Source organism: Thermobrachium celere DSM 8682 (genome assembly GCF_000430995.1).
In the GTDB taxonomy this organism is placed as follows: Bacteria; Bacillota; Clostridia; order Clostridiales; family Caloramatoraceae; genus Thermobrachium; species Thermobrachium celere.
Genome location: NZ_HF952018.1, coordinates 284,789 through 299,441, shown reverse-complemented (window position 1 = coordinate 299,441; position 14,653 = coordinate 284,789). Strand labels below are relative to the sequence as shown.

Annotated in this window: 11 protein-coding genes and 1 pseudogene; 2 read left to right on the top strand and 10 right to left on the bottom strand. The window is 28.9% G+C overall.

The annotated features are described in order from the left end of the window. Positions 1-47: 47 nt before the first annotated feature. The 8 genes and pseudogenes from treP to TCEL_RS02050 all read right to left on the bottom strand — a co-directional run bounded on the left by treP (position 48) and on the right by TCEL_RS02050 (position 10,157). Positions 48-1,469, bottom strand: a complete 1,422-nt coding sequence (gene treP / locus TCEL_RS02075; RefSeq protein ID WP_018660627.1) for a PTS system trehalose-specific EIIBC component — start codon at positions 1,467-1,469, stop codon at positions 48-50. 16 nt (positions 1,470-1,485) lie between these two features. After that, a complete protein-coding gene (locus tag TCEL_RS14175; protein WP_278199806.1) occupies positions 1,486-1,551 on the bottom strand; it encodes a hypothetical protein in 66 nt (21 codons plus the stop codon). Positions 1,552-1,574: 23 nt separating this feature from the next. Beyond that, the gene (locus TCEL_RS14035) at positions 1,575-1,727 is read right to left on the bottom strand and encodes a ribokinase (protein WP_018660624.1); all 153 of its coding nucleotides are present in this window, start codon (positions 1,725-1,727) and stop codon (positions 1,575-1,577) included. Between the two features lie 11 nt (positions 1,728-1,738). After that, positions 1,739-2,196 (bottom strand): annotated as a pseudogene (locus TCEL_RS02070) (glucose PTS transporter subunit EIIB); the annotation flags it as partial. A gap of 143 nt (positions 2,197-2,339) precedes the next feature. Beyond that, complete coding sequence (locus TCEL_RS02065; RefSeq protein ID WP_198010633.1) at positions 2,340-5,540, bottom strand: DEAD/DEAH box helicase; 3,201 nt, start codon at positions 5,538-5,540, stop codon at positions 2,340-2,342. 431 nt (positions 5,541-5,971) lie between these two features. Further along, positions 5,972-7,267, bottom strand: coding sequence for an APC family permease (locus TCEL_RS02060; RefSeq protein WP_018660619.1), 1,296 nt, complete (start codon positions 7,265-7,267; stop codon positions 5,972-5,974). A gap of 3 nt (positions 7,268-7,270) precedes the next feature. Further along, positions 7,271-7,999, bottom strand: coding sequence for a gamma-glutamyl-gamma-aminobutyrate hydrolase family protein (locus TCEL_RS02055; RefSeq protein WP_018660617.1), 729 nt, complete (start codon positions 7,997-7,999; stop codon positions 7,271-7,273). 172 nt (positions 8,000-8,171) lie between these two features. Further along, complete coding sequence (locus TCEL_RS02050) at positions 8,172-10,157, bottom strand: sigma-54 interaction domain-containing protein (RefSeq protein WP_018660615.1); 1,986 nt, start codon at positions 10,155-10,157, stop codon at positions 8,172-8,174. Between the two features lie 398 nt (positions 10,158-10,555). Here TCEL_RS02050 and TCEL_RS02045 point away from each other — a divergent pair, with 398 nt between their 5' ends. Then, positions 10,556-11,731 carry an alanyl-tRNA editing protein gene (locus TCEL_RS02045; protein ID WP_040683843.1) on the top strand — a complete coding sequence of 392 codons (1,176 nt, stop codon included), beginning with the start codon at positions 10,556-10,558 and terminating at the stop codon, positions 11,729-11,731. A gap of 42 nt (positions 11,732-11,773) precedes the next feature. On the opposite strand, the gene hcp is transcribed toward TCEL_RS02045, so the two are convergent. Further along, positions 11,774-13,414, bottom strand: a complete 1,641-nt coding sequence (gene hcp / locus TCEL_RS02040; RefSeq protein WP_018660611.1) for a hydroxylamine reductase — start codon at positions 13,412-13,414, stop codon at positions 11,774-11,776. A 98-nt stretch (positions 13,415-13,512) separates the two neighbouring features. Next, the gene (locus TCEL_RS02035) at positions 13,513-14,079 is read right to left on the bottom strand and encodes a Uma2 family endonuclease (RefSeq protein ID WP_018660608.1); all 567 of its coding nucleotides are present in this window, start codon (positions 14,077-14,079) and stop codon (positions 13,513-13,515) included. 216 nt (positions 14,080-14,295) lie between these two features. Here TCEL_RS02035 and TCEL_RS02030 point away from each other — a divergent pair. Further along, positions 14,296-14,653: transposase (locus tag TCEL_RS02030; protein WP_040683713.1), on the top strand; the 358-nt coding region annotated here is incomplete at its 3' end.

The window sequence follows — 14,653 nt, the reverse complement described above, 5'->3', positions numbered from 1 at the left end:
TCAAATAATTAGGGGGAAAGTCTAATCATAGGCCATTGTCCCTAATATTACTTGTTATCCTTTACAAGAATGTTGTTCTTCTTAAATACTACTGTTAATACAAATGGAACTATTATAGCAATAAGCATTGCAATAAAGAACTTAAACATAAATTGTGGCTTTATTGATAGTATTCCTGGAAGTCCTCCAACACCTATTGAGTTTGCCATAACTCCTGTTCCAACTGAGAATACTGCTGCAATTGAAGAACCAATCATAGCCGCAAGGAATGGATAAACATATTTTAGGTTAATACCAAACATAGCTGGTTCTGTTACTCCAAGGTAGCATGAAATACATGCTGGAATTGAAACTTGCTTTTCTTCTTCATCATGTTTATTTAAATAAATCATCGCAAGTACTGCTGATCCTTGTGCTATATTTGAAAGTGCTATCATTGGCCATAGGTTTGTTCCACCAAGTTCACTCATTAATTGTAGGTCTATTGCATTTGTCATGTGATGTAATCCTGTTATAACAAGTGGTGCATAAGTAAATCCAAATAGTGCAGCAAACAACCATCCAAATGCTGATGTAAGTCCTGCATAAACTACTTTAGAAATTACAGAACCTATTGCCCATCCTAAAGGTCCTAATATTGTATGTGCAATTAGCACTGTTGGAACAAGTGCAAAGAATGGTACTACTATCATTGATATATATGAAGGAACTACTTCTCTTAGTTTTGATTCAAAGAATGATAGTGTAAATCCTGCAAGCATTGCTGGAATAACTTGGGCTTGGTAACCAATCATCTTAACTTGTGCAAATCCGAAATTCCATACTGGAATTTCCTTTGCTGTAGCAACTGCATATGCATTAAGTAATTGTGGTGAAACTAGTGTAATACCAAGTACTATACCTAGTATTTGTGTCGTACCCATCTTCTTTGAAATTGACCATGTTATACCAACTGGTAGGAAGAAGAATATAGCCTCACCTATAAGCCATAGGAAATGATGTACTCCAGCCCAAAATTGTGATATTTCAGTTAAACTCTTTGTACCATTTTCAAACATCTTAATATCGCCAATTACGTTTCTAAAACCAAGAATAAGACCTCCAACAACTATTGCTGGAATAAGTGGTGCAAATATTTCTCCAAGGTGTGATATTAATCTTTGAAGTAGGCTCATATTTTGTCTTGCAGCCTTCTTCGCTTCTTCTTTACTTACACCTTCAATACCTGCATATCTTACAAACTCATTGTAGAAAACTGGAACTTCGTTTCCTATGATAACTTGGAACTGACCTGCTTGAGTAAAAGTTCCCTTTACAACCTTCATTGCATCAATCTTTTTAACATCTGCCTTCTTTGGATCGTTTAAAACAAATCTCATACGTGTTGCACAGTGTGAAACTGCTGCTATGTTTTCTTTTCCACCAACATACTCTAAAAGTTCTTTTACATCATTTGCAAATTTACTCACTTCATTCCACTCCATCCTAACTTGTACGTACATGAWTAGGAAGTCCGCAATCTCCTATAGCTATTGAATCTGTATGCCCCATTTTTGCTATTACTTCAGAAATTTTCATGATTTAATATACCAATCTTTTTTCATATTAATTCCTCCCCAAATATCTCCTTTAAATTCCCACATATATGGAATTGATGATTGTGCACCTTCTCTTGTAACTGCTATTGCAGAAACCTTATTTGCAAATTTAACCGCTTCTATTAACACATCAAAACNGCCCAAAATTGTGATATTTCAGTTAAACTCTTTGTACCATTTTCAAACATCTTAATATCGCCAATTACGTTCTAAAACCAAGAATAAGACCTCCAACAACTATTGCTGGAATAAGTGGTGCAAATATTTCTCCAAGGTGTGATATTAATCTTTGAAGTAGGCTCATATTTTGTCTTGCAGCCTTCTTCGCTTCTTCTTTACTTACACCTTCAATACCTGCATATCTTACAAACTCATTGTAGAAAACTGGAACTTCGTTTCCTATGATAACTTGGAACTGACCTGCTTGAGTAAAAGTTCCCTTTACAACCTTCATTGCATCAATCTTTTTAACATCTGCCTTCTTTGGATCGTTTAAAACAAATCTCATACGTGTTGCACAGTGTGAAACTGCTGCTATGTTTTCTTTTCCACCAACATACTCTAAAAGTTCTTTTACATCATTTGCAAATTTACTCACTTCATTCCACTCCATCCTAACTTGTACGTACATGTTTATCTTGTATATTAATAATAACATGTACGTACAAGTTAGGCAATATCTTTTTTAAAATTTTAAGAAAAATTAAATAAGTAAACAAAGGTAAAGGAACCTTTGTTTACTTATTTTAATATTTCCAATATTTCTTTTTCTGATAATGAGTTTATAAATACTTCTCCTTCTTTTATAACTGAATCAATTAACTCTTTTTTCTTGTACTGCAAATCATATATCTTTTCTTCAATAGAATCCTTTGTAATCATTTTAAATACTTGAACAACATTTTTCTGACCCATTCTATGAGCCCTATCAGCTGCTTGTTCTTCAACTGCTGGATTCCACCAAGGATCTAAATGAATTACTGTATCTGCTGTTGCGAGATTCAACCCTGTTCCACCTGCTTTTAAAGAAAGAAGAAATACATTCGTTTTACCACTATTAAATTCATCAACTATAACTTTTCTTTCTTTTAATTCTGTTGAACCATCTAAATATGAATATTTAACTCTTTTTCTATCTAATATTTTCTTAACTAAATCTAACAATGAAACAAACTGTGAAAATACAAGAACTCTATGTCCACCTTCTAATAATTCTTCAATTAGTTCCTCAAATTGATTAAGTTTTCCACTATCACCTTTATAGTTTTCTAAAAATAATGAAGGATGACAGCATATTTGTCTTAATCTAGTTAAAAGCTTAAGAACATGTATTTTATTAGTTGAAAATTCTCCATTTTTTATTAGTTTTTCAACATCTTCTCTAGCTTTAAAAAGATATGCTTTATACAATTCACTTTGTTTTTTGGTCATTTCACAAACAAGTTTTGTCTCAATCTTATCGGGTAATTCCAATAATACATCAGACTTTTTTCTTCTTAAAATAAAGGGTGATATTGTTTTCTTTAGATCATTTAATGCTTCCTCACTATTATCTTTTAATATAGGTTTCTCATATTTATCAATAAATCTGCTTCTAGTATATAATATTCCTGGAAGTATAAAGTCAAAAATTGACCATAACTCAATTAAATTGTTCTCAATTGGTGTGCCAGTTAATGCAAACTTTACTCTGCTTTTTATTTTTTTAACACTTCTTGCATTTAGTGATTCTGGATTTTTTATATGTTGAGCTTCGTCTAATATACAAATATTAAAAACAAAGTTTTCATATAATTCTATATCTCTTCTAATTAGTGGGTAAGATGTAATTATTACATCATTTTTATCTATCAATTCAACTAACTCTTCCCTTTTCTTTTTATTCCCTTGAACAACTAAAACTTTTGTATCGGGTGCAAATTTTTCAAATTCACTCTGCCAGTTAAACAATAGAGATGATGGTACAACTATTAACGTTTTACCTTGCGTCTTTTCACTTTCAATCAACGCAATAGTTTGCAATGTTTTCCCAAGTCCCATGTCATCTGCAAGTATTCCACCTAAATCAATGTTAGACAAAAGTTTTAACCATTTAAAACCTGTTACTTGATAATCGCGTAATACATTCTTTAAATTTTCAGGAACATCAATATTTTCTTGTGTTACATTTTTAATTTTATTTAAAAGATTATCTATTTCTATCCTACCTTCTATTTCTATTTCCTTATCAATTTTATTTAATAAAGATATAGCTCTATATTTTGGTATATCTATTCTATTCTGAACAATTTCAGTTTCATCAAATTCATCTAATATCTTTTTCACTTGTTCTATACTTTTTTCTTCTAAAGATATAAACTCTCCACTCTTTAACTTATGATAGTTTTTCTTTTCTTTAATTGATTTTAAAACATTCACAATTTCTTTTTTATCAACATCACTTATATTGAATTCTATTTCAACTAATCCATAATCAACATTTTTTATTTTGGTAGTAGCATAAACATTTTTGTCTTTATATATTTTTTTTACACTATCCGTATAAAAAATTTCTGACATTGATTTTAAAACAGGTAATACATGTTTTAAAAACATATATATTCGACCTTCATCTTCTAGTACATAAAAATTATTTAGTTCTCTGAAACCTGATTGATTTAATATATCTAATATCTTAACTTCTGTTTCATAGTTACGAATAATAAAAGGACTTATATTATGTTTACTCAACGGATTAATTTTCTCTTTACCATATTTAAATACCACATCTACTCTTATACCTTTTTTGTACTTATCTATATAAATTTCACTTTTTAAATCACTTTCAATCAATCTGTTCTTAAGTTCACCCTTCAACTCAATTCCTTTACACTTTAGCAATTTAGGTAAAGATATCAATAAATTTTCTTTAAGCTCCCCTGTAAATTTTATAGTATCAGCATCAATCATTAAATTCATTGCATAGCATAAAAAACCTTTATTATCTAAAACATATAATTTATTATCTAATAAATACAAATCACCATTACTATTCAATTTTATCGGGTTCTTTTCTTTGTTTAATCCTAATATTATATCTCCATTTTTTTCTTCTAATTCAATTTTAAAAGGAATATTTTCAAACTCTACTCTTACATTTGTATACTCATTTGAACCAAACTTAACATTAAAGGTCCTATCTTTTAAATTCTCTAAAATATACCTGACCATATTATTTTTCAAATACACTTTTTTACCTGAAAAAATTACATTTTCACCTTTTAAGTGATATCCTACTTGTCTTTTCATAGTATCAGCATAATAAATATGACTTAAATACTCAAAAATTTTTCTATCATCTTGTTTAAAATCATGTAGTAAAGGATTAAAAACAAAATTTTTACTAAATTCATATTCTATGCTATTATCAATAGATTCCAAAAAACTTGCAACATTTTTTACAACATACAATTTATCAAATCCTACTTTTATAGTTAATTCTGCATCATAGTCTAAATAATTGAAATTATTAAATTCTATCGTATACTCAACATTTAAATTTAACTTTTCATTATAGCTTATCTTCTGATTTAAAAAATTAATAAGCATTGTTGCAATAAAATTATTTTCCATTTCATTTTGATCCAATGGCTTTATCTTATCTTTGTTATATATAACATAATAATATAACGCTGTTATATGTTTACATATATGTTTATATTTTTTAAAGAATGGACAATCACATCTTACAGTCAGTTCAGTAACTTGATTTTTTTTTCTTATTATTATATATGGTTGATAAGCCTCATTACCTTCTACCTCAGCTATAAACTGTATTGCCTCATCACTTGTATTTATCCAAAAGTCTTTTACCCTACCTTGTTCATAATAGGTTTTTCCTCTTTTTAAATATTCAACTTCAACATTGTTAAAAACATTTTCTAAAAAATCATAATAGTTCATCATATCTAATGACCTACCTTCATAAAAATTTTTAGCAAAATTAACTCATTAATATTATATAATAAATGCGTTGATAAAAAAGCCCCCGTAAATAAAAAAAAAGAAGTAGTAAATTTTTCATTATATTCTATAGAACAACTAAGCCTGAAATATTTAATAAATTCTAAGATTTATTAAATTGTAGTTAAAAAATCTATAAAGGCTAAATCTACTATTATCATTTAATTTTGAAAGTTATATTTTGATAATATTTATGTACCAATTGTTTTTCCTATTTCTTTTTCAAAAACTACCTTAAGTTTCATCTTTTCATATATTGGCATAAATTTTTATATGTAATTATCCTAGATTTTTTGTTATTTATATAAAAAAAATCACCGTATATAAAATTTATATACGGTGATTTTTTTTAATTTGGAGTATTTAGATTTTTACATACTTTGGGTTAATTTAGCATCTCTATTTTGTAACCACTTTAGAATAAAATATAATGGTATTCCAATAACTAAAGCACCAAGTCCCCATAAAATTTGTTCCTTTGTTGCTTTAGTTAATAACCAAATACTAACCATAACCGAAATTATTGGTAATAGACTTCCAAAAGGCATTGTGTATGTACTCTTCATACCTCGTTTTCTAAATACAATTACAGAAAGACATGTTGGTATATATTGTGCAAATCTTGATATAACAGAAATCATTGCAAGTTGTGTAAATGTACCAGATACTGCAACAGGTATTGCAAGTAGAACAGTTATAATTACTGCAATATAAGGAACATCGTGCTTATTCTTCTTTGCTATATATTTTGGCAGTATACCATCTTCTGCAAGTGCAACACCTGATCTTGGTGCATTAAAGGAAGCTGCTATATTTATTCCTCCAATTGATAAGAGAGTAGCTATTGCTACAAATTTCTCACCAAAACCACCCATGAAAACCTTTGCTGCATCTGCAACTGGAGTTGTGCTTTCAGCAAGTGCTCCTCCCAAAATACCAACTGAAATAATTTGAACAAGTATATAAACAATTGATGATAAAATCATAGTCACTATAATTGCCTTAGGTACATTTTTTTGAGGTTCATCCATATCTTCTGCTGCAACTGCAATAGATTCAAAACCTGTAAAGGCATAGAAAATTAATATTGCAGCAGAACCAATTGTTGCTCCACTTGTACCATTTGGGAACATAGGAGTAAAGTTGCCACCTTTTATAAAGAATATACCTATGATTACAAACAATATAAGTGGCAATAATTTAGCAACTGTTACAATATTATTTAAATATTTTGTAGCCTTTACTCCAGCTATATTAACTAATCCAAGTCCTACTAGAATAGTTGTAGCGATTAAATTTTTAGCAAAAGGAGTTGCTGCCTGTGGTATAAGCTTTGAGAGTGCTGTTGCAAAACCTACAGCCATTGTTGCCCAAGCTATTATACTTATTGCCCATTTCATAATTCCAACTTCAAATCCAACAAATTCACCAAAAGCCTCTTTTGCATATACGTATGGTCCTCCATTTTTATCAAACAATCCTCCAACTTCTGCAAAACATAGTGCCATTGACATTACTAACAATGTATCAAAAATGTAAATCCATATACTTCCTGGACCTATTATCTTCATAGCCTTACCTGGTAAAAGATAAATTCCTGAACCTATAACACCATTAATACCAAGTAATACTATACTCCAAAAACCAAACTTTTTATTATCACTCATAAACTATTCCCTCCCTGCACAATTAATAAATTCCTTAAACAGTTTTATCATATTTGAATTTGGATTCTGAACCATCATCTCAGGATGCCATTGAACCCCTATGACAAATTCTTTATCTTCAAGTTCAATAGCTTCAACTATGTTATCATCTGAAAAAGCAACTGCTTTCAAGCCGTTTCCTATTTTTTTTACACATTGATGGTGATATGAGTTTATAAGTGTTTTTTCTCCAAATATTTTATACAATTTTGAACCTTCTTTAAAACTTACACTATGGGTTGGTGTACTTCTTTTTGCAGCTTGTACATGTTTTATAAATGAACCTTCAACTTGTGATATATCTTGATATAAACTACCACCAAGCGCTACATTCAACATCTGCATCCCCTTACAAATACCTAAAATTGGTATATTTCTTTCTAATGCAATTTTTATACTCTTTAGATAAAACTCATCTATTTCTGGATAAGTATAATCTTGATATTTTGAAGGCTGTTCGCCATATAAAAGTGGGTTTACATCAAATCCACCTGATAAAATAAGTCCATCTAATAAACTTATTTGTTTTGCAATAACTTCATCTTCCAAATTCATCGGAACAATATAAGGCACTCCACCTGTTTTAATTATTGCATCAATGTAATCATAATTAACATATGCTCTTTCTATACCTGGTAAAATCCCTCCTTCCATTATTAACATATTCCCAAGTATTCCTATTACTGGTCTCATCTTCAACGCCTCCTTCAAAAATATTTAAGCAAATTTAATGCCAAAATAAAAAACTAAAAAAACAAACTATTATGTAATTTGAATTATTTAACCCTTTCTTTATTCAAAACAATGTATTAATATATCATAATTAGCTTTTAAAAATCCAAAACTAAAAAGGGATAAAATATGCCTATTTTATCCCTTTTCTTATCCAGTTTAAAAACATTAATCCTTTATTATTAATTTTTGTACCACTTCTACCTTTATTTTTATTAATCATTCCCAAATCATAAAGCAAATCTAATATCCCTCTAACTTCACCTTCACCGATGTAAGAAATCCTTTCACTTATACATCTTCTTCCAACACCTTCACTTTTTCCTATACACTCAAGAACATCTATAACTTTTTCTAATTTGTAACTATTTTCTATTACTTCTAACTCTTTATTAAAATCAATTCCATAATTTAATATATATTGTGGCAAATCACTTAATGTAACTTTATTAAACTCCATTACATTTAAATAACTTGCTATGTTTTGTAATTCTCTTATATTCCCTGGCCATCTATAATTTAAAAGCAAATTTTCAACTTCATATTCAAAATCTATTTTTCTATCAAGAAAACTATATAATAATGGCATTATATCTTCTTTTCTTTCCCTAAGTGGAGGCAAACTAATAGGCAATACATTAAGTCTAAAATACAAGTCTTCCCTAAACAACCCATCATCTACTAATTTTTTTAGGTCCTTATTTGTAGCTGCAATAACTCTTACATTAACATTAATCACATTGTCTGATCCAACTCGCATTATTTGTTTTTCCTGTAAAACTCTTAAAAGCCTTGTTTGAAGTTTTAAAGGCATATCTCCAATTTCATCTAAAAAAATAGTCCCATTGTTTGCTATTTCAAAAAGTCCTATTTTCCCTTCCCTTAATGCACCTGTAAAAGCCCCTTTTTCATAACCAAAAAGTTCACTTTCTAACAAATTTTCAGGTAATGCTGCACAATTAATCGCAACAAAAGGATACATAAAACGATTACTATAATTATGAATTGATTGTGCAATCATCTCTTTGCCTGTACCACTCTCGCCTGTAATTAAAACAGTATGATCAGATTTTGATATTTTTTTAGCTATATTTATACATTCTTTCATTTTTTGAGAATTAGTTATTATCATATCAAAATTATATTTTGCATAAAACCCATTTTCTCTAATCTTCTTAGATATATTTTGTTCCATCCTTTTTATATTTGTAACATCCGAAAAGCTTATAATATATCCCGATTTATAACTTAAATACTTTATTGGTTTTTTATTAACTGCAAAAATTTGGTTCTTGTATTTTATTATTTCTCCCTTTATCTCATCTTTTTTTAAAACATTGTCAATTTCATCATTATTAAAAATAAAACTGTTCCCAATTTTAAAATTAAACAAATTAGCAAAAATACTATTAGTTAAAACAATTCTTTCCTCATTATCAACAATCGCAATTGCATCCTGAGTATGTTCAATTAAAACCTCTAATTGTTGGCCCTTGATAAATAAGTCCATATATTGTTTCTTTATTCCCATATCTTTACTTATAATACTTTCTGAATACTTTATTAAATTTTCTTCAATCTCTTTATCATTAATATCTAAATAATTAAATACTTTCAAAAATGTTGCAACATCTATACATCTATGACCCACATCAATTATAGTCTCAATATAATCAGGAACCTTATCTACTTCACCTGGTGTTATTGCGATTTTTATATCACCATATACTTTATTCTCAATATAAGGTATAAAATTTAAATGATTTATACCTATACTATAAAGTAAATTAACAGTTTCAATTGTAGTTTCTTTAGTATCATTAACAACTAAAACCTTTGTATCGCTTGGTATTGCTGCAATTTTATATATTTCCTTCTCTCTCAATGTCCTTTCTATAACTATTATAGTACTTTCTTTTGATGCATATTTTTGTACTTTATAAGCCATTTCATCAATCATAACTAAAATAACCTTATCATCAATAATTTCACCATCATTTAAATCTTGCAAATAGTAATTATTTATTTTAACTTTATTTACAAAAACTTCATTTAAATTTTTTCGTAAGAATTCTGAAAGTTGGCCTTTTTTATTTGTAACAATACCAATACTTTTCACCCCTAGTTCCTCCCTAAACTAAATTCATACTTTTAATTTTATATAATTGACAATAAAATATAAATAGTTTCAAATGCAAATTAATAATAATGTTTCCTCTACGCTTCTACCTATGTTTAGATCATGTACTACTTAATATCTAACTACTCCATCAGGATCTATAATAAACAGGCCTCTAACTTTTAATATGTACAATTTAAACTAATCATTTTTATTTTTTCTTTTTTAAATTTTAAACATTCATAGAGAATCCCCATTTAAAAGCTATTCAAATTTATAATTAACAAATTTTATAAAAATAGTTATAATATATGTAATATTTGATATGATGTAGTTGAAAAATTTGGATAATGTCACATTTCACTTGGGTGGCACTTTTGAGAAAAGGAGAGGTTGATATGCAAAAGTTATATTATGAAAATCCTTATATTTATGAGTGGGAAGCTAAAATAATAAATCAAAGGGAAAAGGATAATTTTTATATAATTGAGCTTTGTGATACTGCTTTCTATCCTGAAGGTGGAGGACAGCCTAGGGATTTTGGAACAATAGATGGGGTTGAGGTTGTAGATTTATTTGAAGAAAATGGTATAGTATATCATGTGGTAAATAGAAGGATTGAAAAACAAATTGTTAACTGTAAAATTGATTTTAAAAGAAGATTTGAGCATATGCAAAATCATACAGGACAGCACCTTTTGTCCTCTGTATTTATAGAACTTTACGATGCTCCAACTAATAGTTTTCATCTTGGAGATGATTATGTAAGTATAGATGTAGGAATTGAAAATATAACAGATGAAATAGTTCAAAAGGTTGAAGATAGAGTAAACGAGCTTATTTTTAAAAACATACCAGTTAAATTCTACATAGTAAATTTTGATGAAGCTAAAAAACTACCTCTAAGAAAACTTCCACCAACTGAGGTTGATATAAGAATTGTTGAAATAGAAGGAATAGACTACTCCCCCTGCTGTGGTACACACGTTAAAAGCCTTGGAGAAATTGGAATGATTAAAATATTAAAGACAGAAAAATACAAGAACATGACAAGAGTCTATTTTAAATGCGGTATGAGGCTTCTTAAGGATTTTCAAGAGAAAAATACAATAATAAATAATCTTAATAAAAAGTTATCTGTTCCTCAAAATGAAATTATTTTAAAAATAGACTCTATGCAAAATGAAATAAAAAACTTAACAAAGGAGCTTAATCTTCAAAAGGAAATAAATATAGAATATATTGCGAAGGAGTTAATAAATAATTCAGAAGGAGATATAATCTCAAGAATATATGAAGATAAAAAATTTGATGTAATTCAAATGTTAGGAAACAAAACATCATCATTATGTGATAAGCCTGTTATTCTTACATCTATTCCTGATAAAAAAGTTATACTCACCCACAATGGAAAAATCAACTTAAATTGTGGCCAGATTTTTAAAGAGATTTTACCTAATTTTAATGGTCGAGGTGGAGGGGGACCTAAATTTGCCCAAGGAAGTTTTGAGGATATAAGAAATATTAATGATTTTATTCAAGTATTAATAGATAGAGTAAAGGAACTATCTTAAATAAAAAAGGACAGTAAGCTTTTTACTGTCCTTTTTTGTTAATTAGCCAATCATCATTTTAATATCATCATCTACATTAGTTATTCCACCTATTCCAAAGTTTTCAACAAGAACCTTTGCAACGTTTGGTGATAGGAAGGCTGGTAGTGTTGGGCCAAGGTGGATGTTTTTAACTCCAAGATATAGAAGAGCTAGAAGTACAGTTACAGCCTTTTGTTCATACCAAGCAATGTTATATACTATAGGTAATTCATTTATATCATTTAATTCAAATACTTCCTTTAGCTTTAATGCAATAACTGCAAGTGAATATGAATCATTGCATTGTCCTGCATCTAAAACTCTTGGAATTCCTCCTATGTCTCCAAGTTGAAGTTTATTGTATCTGTATTTTGCACATCCTGCTGTTAATATTACAGTATCCTTTGGAAGCTTCTTTGCAAATTCTGTATAGTATTCTCTTGACTTCATTCTTCCATCGCAGCCTGCCATAACTACAAACTTTCTAATAGCACCACTCTTTACTGCTTCAACAACCTTGTCTGCAAGTTGTAATACTTGATTATGAGCAAATCCACCTATTATCTCACCTTCTTCTATTTGTACAGGTGGCTTACATCTCTTTGCATGTTCTATTATTTCACTGAAATCTTTATTACCATTTTTATCTTCCTTTATATGCTTAACACCTGGGAAACCTACTACACCTGTTGTATATAATCTATCCTTATATGAATCCTTTGGAAGCACTAAACAATTTGTAGTCATTAAAATTGGTCCATTGAATAGTTCAAACTCCTTATCCTGTAGCCACCAAGCATTTCCATAGTTTCCTACAAAGTGGTCATACTTTTTAAAAGCTGGATAGTAGTGTGCTGGAAGCATTTCTCCATGTGTATAAACATCTACACCTGTTCCCTTTGTTTGTTCAAGTAGTTGTTCTAAATCCTTTAAATCATGTCCACTTATAAGTATTGCTGGATTATTTCTAACACCTATATTTACCTTTGTAATCTCTGGATTTCCATAGGTTGATGTATTTGCCTTATCAAGTAGTGCCATAACATCAACTGCATATTTTCCTGTTTCAAGTGCAAGAGAAACAAGTTCATCAGCACTAAGTGTGTCATCTAATGTTTTAGCAAGTGCCCTTTGCATAAACTTAAATATATCACTATTTACATGCTTTAGAACATATGCATGGTTTGCATATGCAGCCATTCCCTTAACACCATAAGTAATAAGCTCTCTTAAAGATCTTATATCTTCATTTTCTGTCTTTAATATTGAAACTTCCTCTGCCTTTTTTTGTGCATCTTCTAAAGAAATTACAAAGTTTGCTGCATCATGATTAAGTTTTGATATCTCTAAACCTTTAGCCTTTAACTCATTTTTTAATTCTTCTCTTAAGCTTACTCCTTCAAATACTCTTTCATATATTACTTTATCATCAAAATTTACATTTGTAATAGTTGTAAATAGACTCTCCATTATAAACTTATCCACATCGTCCCTTTGGATCCCATTCTCCTTAGCTATAAGGTTTACCATTGATAACCCCTTTAATGTATACATTAGTAAATCTTGGCTCTTTGCAACTACATCATTTTTACCACATACACCTCTTAGACTACATCCTTTTCCACCTGCGGCCTCTTGACATTGATAACAGAACATACTCATCTGAATCCCTCCTCTAATTTGCTTATGCCTTAATTATAGTTGTTATATTTTAGGGATTCAGTGATTTATATCACATAAATATTTTTTTATATGTTTATTTAAAATACCTTCTTAAAATCTATCAGTAATCCCTCAAAATAGATGATTTTTACAATGTCTTCTTTTGTGTAAATATTAGAAGAAGCATAGCTATCATTTTCATAAACATACTGTAGTATTGTCTTATTAATTGGATTTACAATTAAATACTCCTTTACCTTATATTTTTCATATAAGTTTAACTTTTTAACATAATCTAAAGACTGACTACTACTTGATACAATTTCAATTATTAAATCAGGAGCACCAATTATGTTTTTATCATTAATCTTTTTATTATCACATACCACAAAAATATCTGGTTGAACAACATTTTTAGCTTCATCTATGGTTTCTTCTTCGTTTTTAAATATAACATCTAGAGGTACACTAAAAACTTCACAAATCCCATTTTTAAAATAATCACTTAATATTAGAAGCAACTTTCTTAAAATCCTTTGATGCTCTACTGTTGGTGAAGGACTCATAAGATAAGGAACACCATCTATAATTTCAAGTAAAGTATCTTTTAATTCTTTATAATCCTTATATGTATAAGTTTTACTTATATTAACTGCTACTCCCATCTAACTCACCCCTTTTATTCTATTTTATTAATAATAAAATTTTGACACAACCAAATTGTAATAATATCTTTACCAAATAATATAAAAAGCACCATATTTCTATGGTGCTCAGGCTGTTGACAAACAAATTTTGTCAACAGTTTTTTTTGCGTAGCAAAAAGGATTTTAAACATCTATGTAGAATTATATATAGAGAAATAAATTTGGAGGTGCCCAATGATTAATGAAATTAAATCAAAACAACAAAAATTAGAAATGGTTTACATTGAAGATTTAGTTCCTCAGGATCATATACTGAGGAAAATTGATAAATATATTGACTTTTCTTTTATTCGTGAATTAACTAAGGACTTATATTGTCATGATAATGGACGACCTGCTGTTGATCCTGTTGTTCTTTTTAAAATGTTATTTATAGGCTACTTATTTGGTATTAGATCCGAGCGTCAGCTCGTTAGGGATATTGAAGTTAATGTTGCCTATAGATGGTTTTTAGGTTTCTCACTTACAGATAAGATTCCTGATCATTCAACTATAAGTCAAAATAGGAGAAGACGTTTTAAGGATACAGATA